16 protein-coding genes are annotated in these 18347 nt (G+C 39.4%); 4 read left to right on the top strand and 12 right to left on the bottom strand.

The features are described 5' to 3' along the window. The first annotated feature begins 73 nt into the window (after nucleotides 1-73). Nucleotides 74-424 carry a hypothetical protein gene (locus ACPZ3T_RS05840; RefSeq protein WP_490274280.1) on the top strand — a complete coding sequence of 117 codons (351 nt, stop codon included), beginning with the start codon at nucleotides 74-76 and terminating at the stop codon, nucleotides 422-424. A gap of 248 nt (nucleotides 425-672) precedes the next feature. Here ACPZ3T_RS05840 and ACPZ3T_RS05835 read toward each other — a convergent pair whose 3' ends face one another. Beyond that, nucleotides 673-1218, bottom strand: a complete 546-nt coding sequence (locus ACPZ3T_RS05835) for a pentapeptide repeat-containing protein (protein WP_490274278.1) — start codon at nucleotides 1216-1218, stop codon at nucleotides 673-675. Nucleotides 1219-1654: 436 nt separating this feature from the next. On the opposite strand from ACPZ3T_RS05835, the gene bioU reads away from it, so the two are divergent. Continuing rightward, entirely contained in the window at nucleotides 1655-2659 is a 1005-nt protein-coding gene (bioU, locus tag ACPZ3T_RS05830; RefSeq protein WP_490274276.1) for a (S)-8-amino-7-oxononanoate synthase BioU, read from the top strand. Between the two features lie 255 nt (nucleotides 2660-2914). On the opposite strand, the gene ACPZ3T_RS05825 is transcribed toward bioU, so the two are convergent. From ACPZ3T_RS05825 to ACPZ3T_RS05795, 7 genes are all read right to left on the bottom strand, one after another. Further along, complete coding sequence (locus tag ACPZ3T_RS05825; protein WP_490274274.1) at nucleotides 2915-3127, bottom strand: type II toxin-antitoxin system HicB family antitoxin; 213 nt, start codon at nucleotides 3125-3127, stop codon at nucleotides 2915-2917. Further along, nucleotides 3111-3377: a type II toxin-antitoxin system HicA family toxin gene (locus ACPZ3T_RS05820; RefSeq protein ID WP_490274272.1), complete on the bottom strand. Its 267-nt coding sequence runs from the start codon at nucleotides 3375-3377 to the stop codon at nucleotides 3111-3113. Before ACPZ3T_RS05820 ends, ACPZ3T_RS05825 begins: the two co-directional genes overlap by 17 nt. After that, entirely contained in the window at nucleotides 3377-3520 is a 144-nt protein-coding gene (locus tag ACPZ3T_RS05815; protein ID WP_490274270.1) for a hypothetical protein, read from the bottom strand. The genes ACPZ3T_RS05820 and ACPZ3T_RS05815 overlap by 1 nt, the downstream gene beginning before the upstream one ends. A 46-nt stretch (nucleotides 3521-3566) precedes the next feature. Beyond that, on the bottom strand, nucleotides 3567-5312 hold the full coding sequence (locus tag ACPZ3T_RS05810; RefSeq protein WP_490274268.1) for an AIPR family protein: 1746 nt from the start codon (nucleotides 5310-5312) through the stop codon (nucleotides 3567-3569). 200 nt (nucleotides 5313-5512) lie between these two features. Continuing rightward, the gene (locus ACPZ3T_RS05805) at nucleotides 5513-5848 is read right to left on the bottom strand and encodes a XisI protein (protein WP_490274266.1); all 336 of its coding nucleotides are present in this window, start codon (nucleotides 5846-5848) and stop codon (nucleotides 5513-5515) included. Nucleotides 5849-5927: 79 nt separating this feature from the next. Continuing rightward, nucleotides 5928-6506: a transposase gene (locus tag ACPZ3T_RS05800; protein ID WP_490274264.1), complete on the bottom strand. Its 579-nt coding sequence runs from the start codon at nucleotides 6504-6506 to the stop codon at nucleotides 5928-5930. Nucleotides 6507-6667: 161 nt separating this feature from the next. Beyond that, nucleotides 6668-10654, bottom strand: coding sequence for a magnesium chelatase subunit H (locus ACPZ3T_RS05795; RefSeq protein WP_490274262.1), 3987 nt, complete (start codon nucleotides 10652-10654; stop codon nucleotides 6668-6670). 456 nt (nucleotides 10655-11110) lie between these two features. On the opposite strand from ACPZ3T_RS05795, the gene vapB reads away from it, so the two are divergent. Together vapB and ACPZ3T_RS05785 are read left to right on the top strand one after the other, a co-directional pair. Next, entirely contained in the window at nucleotides 11111-11356 is a 246-nt protein-coding gene (vapB, locus tag ACPZ3T_RS05790; RefSeq protein ID WP_490274260.1) for a type II toxin-antitoxin system VapB family antitoxin, read from the top strand. Then, nucleotides 11353-11739, top strand: a complete 387-nt coding sequence (locus ACPZ3T_RS05785; protein ID WP_490274258.1) for a type II toxin-antitoxin system VapC family toxin — start codon at nucleotides 11353-11355, stop codon at nucleotides 11737-11739. Before vapB ends, ACPZ3T_RS05785 begins: the two co-directional genes overlap by 4 nt. A gap of 131 nt (nucleotides 11740-11870) precedes the next feature. On the opposite strand, the gene ACPZ3T_RS05780 is transcribed toward ACPZ3T_RS05785, so the two are convergent. The 4 genes from ACPZ3T_RS05780 to ACPZ3T_RS05765 all read right to left on the bottom strand — a co-directional run bounded on the left by ACPZ3T_RS05780 (nucleotide 11871) and on the right by ACPZ3T_RS05765 (nucleotide 18335). Beyond that, nucleotides 11871-12638 carry a lecithin retinol acyltransferase family protein gene (locus ACPZ3T_RS05780; RefSeq protein WP_490274256.1) on the bottom strand — a complete coding sequence of 256 codons (768 nt, stop codon included), beginning with the start codon at nucleotides 12636-12638 and terminating at the stop codon, nucleotides 11871-11873. Nucleotides 12639-12969: 331 nt separating this feature from the next. Next, nucleotides 12970-13152 carry a hypothetical protein gene (locus ACPZ3T_RS05775; protein WP_490274254.1) on the bottom strand — a complete coding sequence of 61 codons (183 nt, stop codon included), beginning with the start codon at nucleotides 13150-13152 and terminating at the stop codon, nucleotides 12970-12972. Nucleotides 13153-13526: 374 nt separating this feature from the next. After that, a complete protein-coding gene (locus ACPZ3T_RS05770; RefSeq protein ID WP_490274252.1) occupies nucleotides 13527-15671 on the bottom strand; it encodes a peptidase domain-containing ABC transporter in 2145 nt (714 codons plus the stop codon). A gap of 114 nt (nucleotides 15672-15785) precedes the next feature. Then, nucleotides 15786-18335, bottom strand: coding sequence for a two-partner secretion domain-containing protein (locus ACPZ3T_RS05765; protein WP_490274250.1), 2550 nt, complete (start codon nucleotides 18333-18335; stop codon nucleotides 15786-15788). Nucleotides 18336-18347: the final 12 nt, after the last annotated feature.

Here is an 18347-nt window from a genome sequence, read left to right as displayed (position 1 = left end):
TAGACATTTACTTTGTATGTAAGATTTAATCGGAGTATTCTGGACTATCAGGATTATTTTCCAAGGAAACCCCATGAACAAATTTATACTTAGCTTGCTTTCTAGCCCTGTGTTGATAGCATCTTTTTTGTCTATGACAGTTATGATGAATCAAGCACAAGCTGTTGAGCCAGAAGCGAAGACCACAGATAAGCTATCTTGTATTAGAAATAAGCATAAAGTAGGACTAGTATGTGCTAGGGCTTCTGTCTTAGCTAAAATTCCTGAATATCAGCCGGAAATTGAATTTTCTAGAGAAGATGCCCCTATGCTAGAGTTCACTGACGAAGAAAGTGATGTAGCAATTAATTTATTTGGTTGTGACTGTCCCGCTTGTATTAACTCTTTACGTCAAATGCGTGGGGTAACTCCCTTAGTATATTAGTACCGGTTGACAGTTGACGGTTGACATTTATGTAGTTGACCGCCTGATGTGAATTAGGAAAACCGCCTATCCAATCAATAGTAGGTGCGGGTTAACAAACATCATTCATGATTAACTTTTAATCTCGGTGAACCCGCCCCTACAAATATTTACGTATTCGCAAGATTTTAATTCATATTAGACGTAATTACGAATTACGAATTACGTAGCTTGCTTCCGCGTAGCGGTATTACGAATTACGAATTACGTTAACAGCCAGCCCAGGTTATCCATCTATGGGATAGACCTATACGGACGACTGTACCGTTGATTTCACCTTCAGAAATGATAGCTTGAGAGATATCTGCATCCTTGAAGTCGGCTTCAATGACATTGCTACGGATTAAATTCGCTTGTTGGAAATTAGCTCCCGTGAAATTAGCCCCGCTCATTTCTGCTTCATAGAGGTTGGCATGGGATAAGTTAGCTCGTGCTAAATTAGCACCGCGTAAATCAGCATGAGACAGGTTGCTATATTTGAGGTTAGCTGTGATTAAATCTGCACCAATGAGATTAACTTCAGCGAAGTTCGCACCAATTAAGCTAGCTCCACTCAAATCAGCATCAGTCAAGTTAGCTCGACTAAAATTACAGCCATTTAAATTAGCGTAACTGAGGTTAGCTCCACTTAAGTCAGCTTCAGTAAAATCAGCACCGCTTAAATTATAGGCGCAAAGATCGATCTGATGGAGATTTGCTTGCTGGAATTTTCTTTCCCCTGCTGTGTATAAATCCAAAATTTGATTAGTGTCCATAATATTCCCCTGATTATTTGGTTGGATTTTCTATTTGTGAGCGATACCTCCGGTAAGCTCTTGCTAGCCTGCTTCCCCTCCAGGTACGCTAACGCCACTCCTACCACACCAAAAATAATTTCTAGAGTTATGGCAAACCTAATTATGATTAATACTGGTAATTCGATTGTGATCTATTTTTGGCTGTGATCAATAATTACTTCATGGAAATATACGCAAGTGAGTTCCAGGGGACAATCACAGAGCGATCGCAAAATTTTTTAGTTGACTGCAATTGCTACCCTCAGCAACAATTTCTGATGAAAAACTCATATAGGTGCGGAAGAACCTAGAATAATAAAGCATAATTAGACTTTATAGCTTTAAGCGATCGCCATCAGCTACAAGCTGAGATGATCAAGTCTGAAAGCTTGTGATTCAACTTAAGTAATTGACTATGAATACAGCAAATATTGCGCCAGCTATACGTATCGGAGTATTAGGTTTCGGTGGACTTGGACAAGCAGCCGCGAAGCTACTGGCTGGTAAACGGGAAATGACATTGGTAGCACTAGCAGATCAAAAAGGCTATGCTTATGCGGCTGAAGGTTTGAATTTTAAAGATTGCATTGCAACTTACCAGTCTCAAGGTTCGGTAGGTTATTTAGAACCCATTGGGAATTTAAGCAACAACAGTATTCAAGACTTAATCGACAGCGCGCAACCTGTAGACGGGTATTTTTTGGCATTGCCTAACCTACCCAATGATTTTATTCCTGCTGTCGCCAAGCAATTTATTAAATCTGGTTGGCGTGGTGTGTTGGTAGATGCCATTAAGCGCACCAGTGCAGTAGAACAGCTAATGGCAATGAAAGATGAACTGCAAGCTGCTGGTATCACCTACATGACAGGCTGTGGCGCAACACCTGGATTATTAACCGCCGCCGCCGCTTTAGCTGCTCAAAGCTATGCCCAAATTCATCAAGTAGAGATTACCTTTGGCGTAGGTATTGCCAATTGGGAAGCTTACCGTGCTACCGTTAGGGAAGATATTGGACATATGCCTGGGTACACCGTAGAAGCCGCACGGGCAATGACTGATGCAGAGGTAGAAGCACTACTAGATAAAACTAATGGTGTGCTGACCTTAACTAATATGGAACACGCTGATGATGTAATGCTAGAGTTAGCAGGGATAGTAGAACGCGATCGCGTGACTGTTGGTGGTGTAGTCGATACCCGCAACCCCAAAAAGCCCCTCAGCACCAATGTTAAGGTCACAGGACGCACCTTTGAGGGTAAAATTTCTACTCATACCTTTACTTTAGGTGATGAAACCAGCATGGCAGCTAATGTGTGCGGGCCTGCTTTCGGTTATCTCAAAGCTGGTAGACAATTACATCAACGCGGTATCCACGGCATATTTACAGCAGCTGAAATTATGCCATTGTTCGTGAAATAAAACGACTTCTAGAGGCAAAAATCTTCAAGATGTAGGGTGCGTCAGTTAGTTTTTCTGAAACTGACTAAGCCCCTTCTTTGCTACGCAACGCTAGCGCGAAAGAGACGCTCTTGCTAGCTTGCTTTCCCTTCACGTACGCTATCGCCTGTTTGTTTTAAGATGAGCGATACCTACGGTAAACTGCGCTAACGCACTCCACATTCCCAAATGCGATCGCCTGTTTGAAAACATGAGTGCAGTTTATGTTTTAATCAATTAAGCGGATATCAAACGCTGTTTTGGTTCAGGAATTGAACGACCAATATCTTGAGCAGTTTCAATCCATTCCTGCATAATAACTTCTACATTTTGTAGTGCTTCTTGATAAGTCTCACCATCAGCAGCACATCCAGGTAATTCTGGTACTTCTGCTATAAATGCTTGATCTTCTTCACTCCAATAGAGATTAATTTCATAACGCAGATTCATTTTGTTCTCCTAGTTCATATTTGAGAATTACTTCACGCACTTGCTTGACCTGATAAGCTTTAGCTTTTCCTTGTTTGGGCTGAAGATTTAAGATTTCTTCTATACCATCTTTTGTATATATATGATGGCTACCGCGAATGCGCTCATCAAACCCTAGTTTAATTAGTAGTTGACACAACTGCTCAAAAGCAATGTTTTTGTCTGATGTTCCTGATAATATCTTAGCCAGTAGTTTATCTGTTTGACTCATTATTTGCCATAAGCGATACCTTCGGTAAGCTGCGCTAACGCTGATTCTATAATCGCACGGTAGGCGATCACCTGTTTTTCCATATGAGCGATCGCACTCCACATTCCCAAGCGTGTCGCCTGTGTATCATGATGAGCGATCATAGTCATCTCATCAATGTAAGTAAGTATTTAATGAATTTAGTGAAAATTATTCAATACTACATTTGTCTAGTATATATGTCACAAAATCTTTTTGTTTGATGCCGATGTTAATGGGTAAATCTTTCAATTTGACATAATCGTTAGTTAATTGAATTAATTCAGATAAGGTGTTTTTGATAAAATAATTAGAAAAATGAGTATTTTTCAGTGTTTCTACATCTTTAGGTTTGTAATCTCGTCTTTGCAGTGTTTTTACTACTAATAGCATACCTAAGTGAAACATTAATATACGGATTGGTGAAGCGTATTTCCATTGCTCATTAATAGCTGTATCAATTGATCTACTAGATGTAAAAGTACGAATATAACTTTCCAATATTTTCATGGTTTTTGCACAAAAAAGATACACATCAAGACTAATTTTCTGACTAAAAACTCGCTTGTAATCATTATCTTTCTTTAGAATTGATGATGGTCTAGAACGTGCAATATCTGGCTCATGAAAAACTATAGCTATGACGGACTGAGCTAGATATGGAATACTAATTATTCTATCTAGTGGTTTACCTGTATTTTTATAGTAATTTTTTCGACGATCATAAAACCATTCATTATTTAAAAAGAAATTTTCTATATCTAATTGTATTGGATCTGTAGCTTTTAATGAGGCTGGTGGAATAGGTGTTTGAAAATTTGTTGCTTTAATAACACGGTCTCTGGTTTCTGGGTCATTTGTAACAACTATTTTTATCAAAATAGCTCTTTCTTCATTCAATATTTTATTATCATTGTGTCTATTTTTTATATAATGATAAATTGTGTTTGTTGTCTGAAGACCATTTACGACTTGTACATCATCCAAACTAATAGTTTTACCAGCGACACTTGCTTTTGAAGACAAAATAGTTATTCCATTATTGAGCCACCAAAAATCTATTTTTTCATTTGATTCTAAAGTTGCTTTTATATCTTTATTAACTTCTACATTACTACCTTGGTAATCTCGAACATTAAAAGCAAATATGTATGTACGTAACTCACCATTATCATAAGTAACAAAATTATAATAATCTTTTAAAGAAGCCAATAAAACGTAATTATCTTCGCCTCTGGAAATAACATTCTCAGTAAATTTTAGCTGTAAAGTATAGCTTTTTTCGAGCCGAGAAGAATCTATTAGTTCTCTTGCTCCGACAAAACTGACGTTCACCCTAGCTCCAGAAAAATATCTTAAAGTGTTTTCTTTTAATACTTCTGATAAATTTAATACCTTTTGATTTATAGTAGATACATCACCTTTACTTGCATAAATATATGTTATTTCAACAGAAGGATGTTGTGATGCTAGATTAAGGTACAGTTCTCTAAAAAAAGCTACTTTATTAATCAAATCAGAATTATAGAATTTTTGAATTTGCTCGATATTCTTTTCTAAATCAAAAATATTCATTATAGTTGAAAGCCACTTTTCAATAGCTTTCTCAGAAAAAGAATCTGACCGTTTTGATTGAATTAAAAATAATTGTATACAAGGACTTTTTTTACAGTTGTCTAAATCTGCATCTTCGCTAACAAACTCATTGTTAATAAACATGAAAAAGCCATCGATGCCACCATCATCTCCTCCTCCTATTTTTCCATAACTTAACTCATCATATGAAAGATCATATTTTTTTAATATTTGTTCAAAAGTAAATAATTCAAAAAATTCATCATCAGGTAATGAATTATCGCTCTGATTGATTTTTTGCCTAATAATATTATCTAGAACTATGCTATCGTTGCCTGCCATGTATTTTCCCTAACAGGATTACAAAAAGTTTTTACTGTATAAAACAGTAAATAAATCATTTCTGGGTATTATATACTACTATAGCTAAATTTTCCTAGCTAGTTTCCCGATAAACACGACCATTTACCTGCAACAATGTTGATACCATATTGCATAAAAATAATATTTAAGATTGATTAATTTATGCTTAAACATATTTCTTAACTAACTGCATATTCTGTAAACTGCCTCATAAAAGGCGACTGAAAACCTAACATAATATCTTCTTTGGGAACTCCCGCAGCTACCAAATTAGCAGCAATATCATCCTCTGTACCATTCCATTGCAGCCAAATTTTGCCACCTTTAATGTCAATGTGGATGATACAACTGTGTACCCAGTTTTGACCTTCCCAGCCTACATGAACTATTTGATAATGGTCACGTTCTTTATCAAAAATTGTCTCAACTTCTATATTTCCGTGAGATGGTTTTTGCTCACTGTAATCATTTAATATGTTTTGTACAAGCTGCCGATAATGAGTTAATTTATCCATTGGAAAATTACCTCTTGTTCTACGTGAGAATTTGTAGAGACGTTGCATGCAACGTCTCTACTACCTAAAGAATCTTTTATCACATCCATAACCCTGCTGAATTGTTCTTGTCATACTCCCATTTTTGTGGATTATTAATAATATATTCTCTAATTTTATCCAAAGAATGATCAGCGCGAATAATATGGTCGAAAAATCGCTGTTGCCAAGCAAAATTAGGATAACCATTCATATTACACCAACGGGTAACAGCAGATTTATATGACCTGATTACTACACTCAAAGAACCTGCTTTTGGTGAAATTTTCGACAGATTTCTATAAACATCTGTATCATCAAAATCATCACCCGATGTAGAGACGTTGCATGCAACGTCTCTACATTCAGGGTTATCAATTACAATAATTCCGTGTACATGATTTGGCATAATCACATACGCATCTATGTATGTATTTTGAGAATGTTGAGGAATTTCAGCCCAAAATTTTGCTGCAATTTTCCCAATTTCTGATAAATGAACCTGACTATTTACTACATCGCCAAATAACCATTGACGTTCATAAGTGCATATCGTGGCAAAATACCAACCGTTCTGTGAATAGTCACGATTAGCTAATCTATTTGATTCAACCCTATATTTATTTTTAAATAAGGTCATTATTTTATTTAGTAAAAAATATATGAATGATGTCATATCTAATCAAATGATCCAAAAATGTAGAGACGTTGCATGCAACGTCTCTACATTAAATATTATACAACGGTGTATTTTTTATGTAGAGACGTTCTATAGAACGTCTCTACATTTATGAGAGAACATTACTCAATCCCCTCAATCCGGTCTTCAACTTCTTGGTACAACTCGCGGAGGCGGTCTAAATTCTCCTCGCTAGTTTCCCAATAACCGCGACCATTCACTTCCAACAATGTTGATACCATCTTGCGGAAAGAATGGGGGTTGAGGTTCATCAAACGTTTCTGCATTTCTTCATCTTTGATGAAGGTTTCGTTGGCATCCTCATAAATCCAGTTGTCTACTGCGCCGGCTGTTGCACTCCAACCCATTGTATTTACCAACCGCTTGGAGAGTTCGCGCACACCTTCGTAACCGTGAGACAGCATACCTTCATACCACTTGGGATTTAATAGTTTGGTACGGGCATCTAAGCGCACGGTTTCAGATAATGTGCGGACTTGGGCGTTGGCTGTGGTGGTGTCTGCAATGTAAGATGCTGGTGCTTTGCCATCGCCACGCAGAGTTGAGACAACCTTGGTGGGGTCGGAGTCGAAGTAGTGGGAAACGTCCGTTAAACTAATCTCGGAGGAATCCAGGTTTTGGAATGTCACCTCAGCAGTTTTCAATGTGCTTTCAAAAATCTGGCGGGATTGTTCCATCATGCCAGGGTTGTCGGCACTAAAGGCGAAGGATTTACGGGTGAGGTACATTTCTTGTAACTCGGCTTCGCTTTCCCAGGTGCTGTTTTCTACTGCCAAGTTGATGTTAGAGGAGTAAGAACCGGACGCGTTAGAGAAAACGCGGGTGGCTGCTTGTCTGAGGTTAATTCCCAAATCCTCAGCTTGTTGCATGGCGTGTTTGCGGACAAAGTTCATTTCTGTGGGTTCATCCGCCTCTGCCGCCATCTTCACAGCTTGGTCTAGTAGGTTCATCTGGTTGATGAACAAGTCGCGGAATACTCCAGAACAGTTGATGACTACATCAATTCTGGGTCTTCCCAATTCTTCTAAGGGAATTAACTCCAACTTGTTCACCCGTCCTAACGCGTCGGGAACGGGACGTACACCCACCATCCACATGATTTGCGCCAGTGATTCGCCGTAGGTTTTGATGTTATCTGTTCCCCAGAGAACACAGGCGATGGTTTCCGGCCAGTTACCGTTGTTTTCGGCTTTATTTCTGGCTAATAGTCTATCTACAACGATTTTTGCTGATTGAACAGCCGCAGCCGTGGGGATGGCTTGGGGGTCGAGGGCATGAATGTTCTTACCTGTGGGTAATACATCTGGGTTGCGGATGGGGTCGCCACCAGGGCCGGGAAGGATGTATTCGCCTTCTAAGCCTTTGAGTAATGCGCCGAGTTCGTTGTCTGCACAAACTTGTTGTAAGCAGAACTCTAAATACTCGAACAGGGGTTTCAATGCGGAAGCATCTACTTTGGGATAACCAGCTTTTTGTAATGCTTCTACCCAAGGTTCTTTTTTGCCCATGTTGAAAAAGTTCAACTTGGAAACTAAGGAAACTCGTCCTTCTGCGTCGGTTTGTTCTTGGACTAAGGCGCGGACGGCGGCGCGAGTTGCTAGGGTGATGTCTTGCAATAATTGGACATCTTCTAATACGCCTTTGTCGCTGTTTTGGTAGATTTCGTCAATGTTGCGCCCTACGCTGTTGGCGATGATGCGGGGTAAGCTTTGAATTTCTTCTTCTTGACGGTCTAAGCTGGCGATATTAACTAGAGTTGCGATCGCTTCTTCTGCACTTGGGGGTTTACCAATGACGTGCAAGCCACAAGGTAACAACCGAGATTCAATTTCCATTAACTTGCGGTAGACGCTGCCGACAATATTATCCCGTTCTTCCGGGGTCATATCTTTGGCATCGGTTTCGGGCAAGTCAATGTCTTTATCTAAGTTCACCATCCGGCATTTATCCATGATGGTGTTAACGATGGGGATACCGCGACCGCTATCTTTTAAGGTTTGGTAAGAACCAATTAATTCGCTGAGTTCTTTCAAACCTTTGTACAAACCTGCGTTTTCTGCGGGTGGTGTGAGGTAAGAAATTGTTTCGGCGTAACTGCGGCGTTTGGCAATGGTGGCTTCGCTGGGGTTGTTGGCGGCGTAGTAGTACAGGTTGGGAATTGTGCCAATTAAGTTATCTGGGTAACATTCGCCGGACATCCCCATTTGCTTACCGGGCATAAATTCCAGAGAACCGTGAGTACCGAAATGGAGGACAGCATCCGCGCCCCAAATTCTTTCTAGGTAAGTGTAGTAAGCCGCAAAACCGTGGTGAGGACTGGCGGAACGGGAGAATAACAGCCGCATCGGGTCGCCTTCGTAACCAAAGGTCGGTTGAACACCAATGAAGACGTTACCGAATTGCTTACCGTAAATTAATAAGTTTTGTCCGTCGCTGTTCAGGTGTCCTGGTGGTGGCCCCCAGTTCTCTTCTAAGCGTTGGGAATAGGGTGTCAGTTCTTCATATTCGGGGACTGACATTTTGTAGGCAATATTGAGTTCGGGGCTAGCGTACTGTGCTTGTGCGTCGTGGATGACTTGTTCCATCAACTCTTTCGCGTTTTCTGGTAAGTCTTGCACTTCGTAGCCGTTGTTTTTGAGTGCGTGCATCACCTCGTAAATTGAGCCGAATACATCTAAGTATGCGGCTGTACCGACGTTGCCTTTGTCGGGGGGGAAGCTGAAAACGGTGATGGCAACTTTTTTGTTTAATTTGGGTTTACGGCGGAGACTCGCCCACTTCAAAGCCCGTTGTGCTACGGCTTCGATACGGTCTTGAAGTGCGATCGCCTTTCCTGTTGCCCCATCTCTACCCGATAATATAATCGGCTCAATCGCTCCATCTAATTCAGGAATGGCAATTTGCAATGCCACCTGAATCGGATGTAAGCCTAGATCACTATCTAGCCATTCTTCCGTAGTTTGGAATACTAAAGGCAATGCCACCATGTAGGGACGATTCAGGCGTTTAAGTGATTCAATCGCTTTAGGATGGTCTTGTCTAGCTGGCCCACCTACCAACGCAAAACCTGTCAAAGATATTACCGCATCTACTAACGGGGTTTTGGTTGTGGGTTCGTAGAAGTAAGCATCTACAGGCTTGGAGAAATCCAAACCACCAGCAAATACTGGTAATACTTTTGCCCCCAGGGATTCCAACTCCTGCACGATCGCCACATAGTGAGCATCATCACCTGTAACTAGGTGTGTGCGTTGTAATACTAACCCGACACAGGGAGCTAAAGGATCTTTTAAATCTTTAGATATATCCTTGCGGACTGTGTACCAGTTGAGATACTCTCGGACATCCTCAAACATTGTTGGTGCTAAAGGATGCCAGATACCCATGTCGGGATAAACTACTGGTGGTTGATATGCCAGAGATGCCGAATTTTGTTTATCTACAGATTTAAATACATATTTATCGGCTAGCATCAGCAAGAAGTTTTCCAGGTTGTCTGGTGAACCTCCCAGCCAATACTGAAAGCTCAACATAAAATTGCGAGCATCTTGGGCTTTATCCATTGGTAAATACTTCAGCACTTGCGGCAGGGTTCGCAATAGCTTTAGCATCCCATCTTGGAATCCCGCACCGGATTTTTCCTTGCGTTTTTTCATGAATTGTGCGATCGCACTCTTCGATTGACCCAATTGTGCCAAGGAAAAACTGCCCATTTTATTCAGGCGCATTACCTCTGGCATCGAGGGAAACACAACAGCTACATCGAGGCGATCGCGGTGTGGTTCTACTGCTGTAACAACTTTCTGTGCTAAGTCTTCGATGAAAATCAATGAGGCAATAAAAATATTGGCACTCTCGACATCCCGCTTGAACTCTTCGTAGTTCTCAGGATCTCTAAGTTCCTCAATCAAATAACCACTGATTTCAATCGCCAGGTTGGGATTGTTTGAGTTAATCGTGCGAACCGCTTGCGACAGTGCGCTCTGGTACTGGGACTCAAGCACGACATAGACCACCTTAATTAAGTTACGTCCGCCCAGGTTATCAGGCGCAATGTGTCTAATGGTGGACTTGACGTGGGTGAACATGCTTCCTCGGCTCCTTTGATGCGTGTTCTCTACTAGGATTTCTTTGCGGCTAAGTTGCCCACAAAGTTTAACGATTTTGTTCGGCAATAAGAGTTTTTTATCAGAAAAACCTTACCAAATGGGGATTTTGTCGTCTAACTGACATAAATCGATATAAAAATCGCAAACTTTGTTAACAAACATTAATGAATAATAAAAGCAATTGCTCACTTAATGTAACAAAAACTTAATATTTTTCGATAGTTTCTGGCAAATTCGTAATTTTTAGCCGCCAGAGACTTTTATACATAAATATGCTATTTAGTCAATATTTAACTGGAAAATCTAGGCGACGAGAATGAAGAGGTCAGGATTCGCGTAGTGTTTCCCCATATTTTTATAGTAGTACCAAATCAAAGGCGATCGCCTGACTAAACCAGTAACATAAAATCAGATGTACCCAAGGGAGAAGGTGAGATGACTGCTCAAGTTGTAGATACCACCTCAGAATTAATTGCCAAGGTGCAAACTCTAGCACCAGAACAGCAACAGCAAGTCTTAGATTTTGTGGAATTTTTAATGCAAAAATATGCTCAACCTGAAAAAACCCAAGAAACTCCTCAGCAAAGGGTATTGGGATTAAATGAAGGTCAAATTTGGATGAGCGATGATTTTAATGATCCTTTACCTGATGAATTTTGGATGGGTGAAGGTGCAGTATGAAATTATTGTTAGACACTCACGTACTTATTTGGTCAGTCGGAGAGCCAAAAAAACTATCTGACAATGTTAGAAACCTATTAATGGATACTAACAACTCTTGGTTAGTTAGTATAGCTAGTATTTGGGAATTACAAATTAAATATCAGCTTGGCAAACTCAACTTACACTTATCCTTACCTAATTTAATTGAAACTCAAAAGCAAGTAAACAATCTCAAAATATTACCAATAGAATTGGAACATATCTATGCTCTTGATGGGTTACAAAATCATCATCGTGACCCTTTCGACAGAATTTTGATAGCTCAGTCAATATATGAAAACATACCTTTGTTAAGTGTAGATACAGTATTTGATTTATACCCAATCCAAAGAATTTGGTAGAATAACTGACTTATTCAAGCAAATTGTAAAAGCCAGCTATCAAAAAAAGTTAGGTGGAAGTTTAACTTATTTAAGGTAAAATCATGAATTTATTAGAACTTCCGTCCATAGCTAAGACTAAAAGGTTATTGTTAATCATCACCTTTGGACAACTGATGTACTGTTATTGCAGCTGCTAAACCTAAAACAGCAGGTGCAGCAATGGCTGCACCAACAGCAGCAGTTCCACCTATTGCAACAGCCGCAACCGTTCCAGCAATTCCGCCGATAGTTGATGCAACTTGTCCAGCTTGTCTAGCATTTTTTCTAGCTTCACGCTCTTTTTGTGGTAAGTGTTCGTCATCTTCCATCATTTTGTTAACCACTATATCGGTTGCAATCCCACTCACTAAACCACCAGCACCAGCAATACCACCTGCAACACGACCTGCTAGACTGGGTGTTTGCTTTATTCCTATATTTACGAGAGCTTTTGATATCGGATTTAATGATTGTTTAGCAACTTCAGATGCGGCTTGAGTTGCTAATTTAGTTCCAATAATAATAGCACCTCCCCCAACAAGTCCTTCTGTACGTGCGACAGCTTGATTTGCTTGTTCACTTCTATAGTGACCTGTCTTAGAGTAGTATGCAAAATGTTCGCAGTTATTGCAAACAACATGGTATTTCTGTTCACCTAACTTACTGATTGCTCTTTGCACTACAACTTCTGGAGCATCACATTTTTCGTACTGATAAACCTTAATTTTTTCGCCTTTAGAAAACTCATATTTACTGACACGGCAGATAGTTTCACCGTCATAATGAATAACTGTACCGTCCCCACAATCTATTCCATGATGATATGTCATACCTCCAGTCATCATCATTTTGCGGTAGATGTGATCTCCCTTTGCCATGAGTAACCCCACTATATTCAGGTACAAAAAATGTATTACTTTGTACCTAGAATATTTGAGTTTAAAGCACCACGTCAGTCGTAAAAACACGAAAAATTTTAGATGAAGCAGTGACAGCAAAGTTAAAGATAATGTGAGTATTCCAAACTGTAGAGTGCGTCAGTACGATAGAACCTAACTATATTCAGAAATTATTAATAAAATATAAAACCAACCAAAATTTGCTTTTGTGTTAGCAAATTCCTGGTTGGTCAATAATTTTCCTACAACCCACTGTGACTGAGTAAGTCATCATCAAGTGAAGTGGAGATATGACTGTGCTAAAGGTAAATTACCAACCTACAGGCAATGGAAGAGGCCATTGGGTAGCATTAGAAATAGCCTCTATAGCTGTAATATTAGCATTACTAGAAATACCACCACTTGTTTGCTCACTCATGGTGTCATCTAAGTCTGTCACTAGGTTAGTTTCTAAAGTCGCTTGAGGAAGTTTGTGACGTTTGTTTTTTTGCATATTTGACATTGTTCTTAATCAATATTTTTGGGAGGTTACGGCGATTTTATCTCAAATAATTTGTATTTTTTATTTTGCTTATACAATTATTATGTATTTTTTGGATAAAATAAGCCTTTATCGTAAGTTTATAAAAAATGGATAATATAAAAAATTAGCTTGGTAATATTAACTGCAAAACCAATTAAGTAAGTCGGTGCAATAAAACCAAACTATGTGAATAAAAGTAAATAAGGCTCAAACTCTTTCTCCCCCTGCCCCCTGCCTTATTATTCAATACTGTCAGTGTTTCTAACTAGGTATTACTAATTTAAATTAGGTACAAGTTTTGTATGGTGGGCATTAAAGCTACAAGAGCTTAATGATATTGATTGTCAAGGTGTCAAAAAATCTAAATGCTCACCAGGAATAGTTAGTAAATCCTGGGGATGACCTTGAATTTTTAATAGACCTTTATCTAACAAAACTATCAGGTCTGCTCGTTGAATAATTCTAGGACGATGACTAATGATAATCGTAGTTTTACCTTGCCGATAATATAGAATTTTATCAAGTACCTGTGCTTCTAATACTGGGTCTAGCCCACTGGTAGATTCATCTAAAATAAGAATAGGTGGATCTGTAACTATGCCTCTAGCTAAGGATAATCTCTGTTTTTGCCCACCCGATATATTGACACCAAATTCACCTAAGATAGTTTGATAGCCATCTGGTAAATTCTTGATAAACTCGTCTGCTCCAGTAATTTGACAGGCTTTAATAATTTGCTCAAATTTAATACTAGGATAACAAAAATAGAAATTTTCCAGAATAGAACGACTCCAAAAGTTTGTTTCTTGTGTAACTAAAACGACTTGTTGTCTGAGACATTCTAGAGAAATATCTTTTTGATTATAAATTCCTAAATGGATACTTCCTGATTTTGGTGTATATAAACTAGCAATTAATTTAGCCAAGGTACTTTTACCACATCCTGATTGACCAATTAAAGCTATAACTTTACCACCAGGAAAACTTATAGAAAAATCTTTTAAAAGGTCTGCTCTGCCTATATGATGAAAGTTGATGTTTCTACAAATAATATCAGCATCCCCAGCAATTTCCACCCAAGGTTTTTTCTCACTATTTTGTTCTTCTGGAGTGGTATCAAGAACTTCTGTGAGACGTTGAATAACTATTTGGGCTGTAATAAATTCATCAACTAACTTAGTGACTAAATCTAGGAAGCCGATAAAATTCCGGCTCATAGTATTGTAAGCTAGCAATTGTCCGATGGTTAAAGTGCCGTCAATAACTAAATAAGAACCCATCCACATTAAACTAATGGTAGTTAAATGAGAAAGAATATTAGTGATGGTGCTGCTATAAATTTCTAACTTCATCGTACTCCAGCCTAGCCTGGCGATACGACCAAAATTTCTTTGATATTCATCCCAAGCTTGGGTGGTAGCTGGGGTAGTTTTGAGAACTTGAATCCCCTGAAATGTTTCTACCAAAAATCCTTGGTTTTCTGTCCCTAGAACAATATTGTTGCGAGTTTTTCGACGTAAGATTGGTAAAAAAGCTAGATTAATCAGGGCAATAATCACAAATGAAATCACAGAAGCAATGGTTAGTTGCCAACTATAGATCAGCATAAACCCCAAGGAAATTAGGGCAATAAAAAATTGGCTGGGTAAACCGAATACAATTTGATGAACTAAGGATTTAATCGCTTTGACATCGCCTAACCGACTGACAACTTCCCCAGTGCGACGAGACTCAAAGTAAGTTAGGGGTAAGCGTAAAAGTTGTTGACCATATTCTATAATTAATCCATATTCCAACTTTTGACTAAAAAAACCTAAAAGATGAGATTGAACTAAGCCAATCAGATTATTAAACAAATTCATAGCTATAATGCCGATAGCTACACTCGTCAGAAGTTGGGTATCGCCTCGGACTAGTACATCATCTGTAAGAATTTGGGTAAGGAAAGGGGAAGTTAGGGAGAGTAAGCCAATAACTAAGTTAATGACTATGGCTTCTGCTAATATCCAACGATAGGGCAAAACTCTAGCCAAAAACCGACCAAAACCCCTAATTTTATCTGATTCTTGCTCATAAAACCGGATTTCGTCTGGCAATAACAGTAGGATAATACCATCTGTCCATGCCGCGTTTAGTTCTGCGTGGCTGATATAAATAACTCCTGCGGCTGGATCGGCAATTACATATTTTTTGCCCTTTCTTCCGTATAAAACTACCCAATGATGACCTTTCCAATGAATTATTGCAGGTAGGGGTACTTCATGAAGTTGCTCAATTAATCCTGGAGTAGCTTTGGCTTGGCGTGTTTGAAAACCAAGAGTTTCTGCGCCACGTTTTAATCCTAATAAAGTAGTACCAAGTTGTCCAGTTCCGACCAGTTCTCTAACTCGGCTAATACTGAGAATTAGTCCGTAATATTTGGCAATAGTTGCAATACACGCTGCACCACAGTCTTCTTCACTCTGTTGCAAAACGATAGGGTATTTCATTTTATGGTGAATGTATAAAATAACTAAGTATAAATCAAAAAATCTAGCTTTAATCAAAAGAGTGCGTTGCTAGCGCACCCTTGAGAAAATCTGGCTTTCTAGTGTTAATAATGCCTATAAATTTGGATTGCCATTGCACTGTACTAATACTTGCCAAGGAGTATTATTTATTTCTTTTGGCATGGTTGTGAGCAACTCTATTGTTCCATCTGGACTAGTGATTAATCTTTGAGCTTCTACAATTGGTTCTGGATGCTTTGTAGATTGGTAGTTACTGGTGGTTTTGGTGGTACTGACTTGATTTGATAAATCTCTGATATCATTCCAAACTGTTTGACCTCTGATAGTGTCAGTAGGATTGGCAGGTAGTCCACCGCGATTACTGACAACAAACCGATTCTGTTGTAGAGCAGCACAACCACTGGTAATCTGTTGAGAGCGATCGCTAAAATCAGCAGGTAACTTCACCAATCCACTAGCTGGATCAACATCTGGAGTGTTAATTGTCACCGTACCGTTAAACTCTGCACCCAAATCAGAAGAAGCTGTAATGTCACTTTCTGGAGTCAGTTGGGGACGAAATTCAGTACCAAAAATCCCTTTGGCGTTGACAACAACCCTACCACCAAAGCCTTTTTCAGCATTAGCAGTGATATCACTATTTTCAAATGCCACTAAAGTATTTGTCGTAATATTAATATTTCCACCTACCGAACTATTACGGGCATTAGTGCTAATATTACTACCTTGAAACATTTGCAGGGTACTTGATTGAATTGTAATATTACCTTGATCTCCGGCGTTAGTGTTAGCCGTGATTGTGCCTTGGTTTGCTAATAAAATAAAAGCGGAACTAACTGTAATATTTCCTGCTCCACCTTTACCAGCTAAACCGCGCAGATTCTCTGGATCTCGACTGAGAAAATTACTGGCATTAATAGTTGCACCATCACTGACAACTAAGCGATTAGCAGTGACATTAATATCACCACCTTGACCATCATTGACAATAGCACTAGCAAATAAACCACTACGACCAAATTGATTTGAACCTGACAATTCTACAGAGTTGGCGGTAATTTTCATATTACCAGCCGAGCCTTTGCCAATTGTACCCACAGCAATCTGACCGCCATCGGCAACTCGTATATTATTGGTTTCAATCAGTATATTGCCACCAGTACCAAAACCTATACCTAAAGCAGTCGCTATTGGTTCAGGAAAACCTGAAATTATGTTAGTGGAAGATTGAATAGTGCTTCCTCCATTTTGAGAGCTACCAATTACTGCCACATCTTGAGCAAAAATGTTCACATCACCGGCTTTACCGAAACCAAAGGTACTGCTAAATATTTGCGCTCCATTAGTAACTTGCAATGTGTTAGTTTCAACTGTTAAGTTACCTCCTGTTCCTCTAGCTCCAGGGGCCACAGGCGCAAATAAACCACTAGGGCCAAAGGGAGAATCGCCTTCTAGGAAGACATTCTGGGCTTTGACACTCAATTCTCCTGCATTGCCACTGCCAAAAGTACCAGTAGAGATTTGACCGCCATTAACCACTTGTAAAGTTTTTGTGGTAATGCTGATTTTACCCCCTGTTCCACTTGCACCTGAACCAACATCAGCTAATAAGCTGCTAGAGAGAGCGTCAGGGTTTGAGACGAAACCATTAACCGTTAAAGACTCAGATGCAGATATATTTAATGTGCCACCAGAACCATTACCTAAAGTATCTGTGAGGATGACTGAGCTTTCTTGAAAAGTCACATTTTGCCCCTGCACCTGGATAAAACCACCACTGTTACCGCTAGTATCTACAGAGGCTGCATTACGAAAATCAATATTACCGTAATTAATTTCTTGCCCCGGTTGTAGTTGTAGCTGTCCGTTAGTATTGGCTATTGCCACTTGACCACTACTCACAGACCATAATTCAATTCTTCCTTGGGGTACAGTGACATTCCCTCCATTTAGTTCTAAGTTACCAGCAACTAGAGCGATCGTTTGACCGTTGGGTGTTGCATAGCTCAGTCCTGGGGGACGGTTGCTGGTATCAATGGAAAAGTCAGGATTCAGTCCCAGATTGTTGCCTGAACCTTGTACTTGAATTGTACTATTGGGGCGAGAACCAAATTGCAGTCCCAGAGGAACACTGACGGTAAGAAGCGGATTAGCTGTAGGGTTGATGGCACTAAATACTGTACCATCAGTGAATTTGAGACTATCTGCCGTAGTGCTAATAAAAGAGCCACCGATATCTAATTTGGCATCAGCACCAAAGATAATGCCACTGGGATTAATTATAAATAGATTGGCATTACCTGTATTTGTCGTACCATTGAGCAGTGTTTGAATAGTCCCATTAATCTGGGAAGGCGAACCCCCTGTGATTCTTGTGATGATATTGTTAACGCCTGCATCGTAGATGAATCTTGCCGTGTCACCTGATTGAATTGAAAAATCTTTTAAGCTGTGGAATAAGTTTGCACCATTGTCAGGTCTATTACCCCCAGTGATGTCATATACATTACCGATATTATTGACATTAGTGGGTAAAGTGCCGTCTGGGTTAATTTGAGTTTGTGCTAATGCCTTGAAAGGTGTTTCCCAAATTAGGCAAAGGGTAAATATGAATAGTATTTTTGTTTGTTGTGGAATTAGCATTTTATTTCTATG

The organism is Aliinostoc maniaoense (assembly GCF_058172895.1).
The sequence above is the reverse complement of the archived record's forward strand: the minus strand, read 5'-3'. Positions and strand labels throughout refer to the sequence as shown.

Excerpts from the sequence above, each read along its gene's own strand:
- vapB (WP_490274260.1), top strand. The coding sequence starts at position 11,111 with ATGACTGCTCAAGTTGTAGATACCACCTCAGAATTAATTGCCAAGGTG.
- ACPZ3T_RS05770 (WP_490274252.1), bottom strand. The coding sequence starts at position 15,671 with ATGAAATACCCTATCGTTTTGCAACAGAGTGAAGAAGACTGTGGTGCA.
- ACPZ3T_RS05800 (WP_490274264.1), bottom strand. The coding sequence starts at position 6,506 with ATGACCTTATTTAAAAATAAATATAGGGTTGAATCAAATAGATTAGCT.
- bioU (WP_490274276.1), top strand. The coding sequence starts at position 1,655 with ATGAATACAGCAAATATTGCGCCAGCTATACGTATCGGAGTATTAGGT.
- ACPZ3T_RS05805 (WP_490274266.1), bottom strand. The coding sequence starts at position 5,848 with ATGGATAAATTAACTCATTATCGGCAGCTTGTACAAAACATATTAAAT.
- ACPZ3T_RS05785 (WP_490274258.1), top strand. The coding sequence starts at position 11,353 with ATGAAATTATTGTTAGACACTCACGTACTTATTTGGTCAGTCGGAGAG.
- ACPZ3T_RS05795 (WP_490274262.1), bottom strand. The coding sequence starts at position 10,654 with ATGTTCACCCACGTCAAGTCCACCATTAGACACATTGCGCCTGATAAC.
- ACPZ3T_RS05820 (WP_490274272.1), bottom strand. The coding sequence starts at position 3,377 with ATGAGTCAAACAGATAAACTACTGGCTAAGATATTATCAGGAACATCA.
- ACPZ3T_RS05815 (WP_490274270.1), bottom strand. The coding sequence starts at position 3,520 with ATGATCGCTCATCATGATACACAGGCGACACGCTTGGGAATGTGGAGT.
- ACPZ3T_RS05775 (WP_490274254.1), bottom strand. The coding sequence starts at position 13,152 with ATGCAAAAAAACAAACGTCACAAACTTCCTCAAGCGACTTTAGAAACT.
- ACPZ3T_RS05840 (WP_490274280.1), top strand. The coding sequence starts at position 74 with ATGAACAAATTTATACTTAGCTTGCTTTCTAGCCCTGTGTTGATAGCA.
- ACPZ3T_RS05810 (WP_490274268.1), bottom strand. The coding sequence starts at position 5,312 with ATGGCAGGCAACGATAGCATAGTTCTAGATAATATTATTAGGCAAAAA.
- ACPZ3T_RS05765 (WP_490274250.1), bottom strand. The coding sequence starts at position 18,335 with ATGCTAATTCCACAACAAACAAAAATACTATTCATATTTACCCTTTGC.
- ACPZ3T_RS05835 (WP_490274278.1), bottom strand. The coding sequence starts at position 1,218 with ATGGACACTAATCAAATTTTGGATTTATACACAGCAGGGGAAAGAAAA.
- ACPZ3T_RS05825 (WP_490274274.1), bottom strand. The coding sequence starts at position 3,127 with ATGAATCTGCGTTATGAAATTAATCTCTATTGGAGTGAAGAAGATCAA.
- ACPZ3T_RS05780 (WP_490274256.1), bottom strand. The coding sequence starts at position 12,638 with ATGGCAAAGGGAGATCACATCTACCGCAAAATGATGATGACTGGAGGT.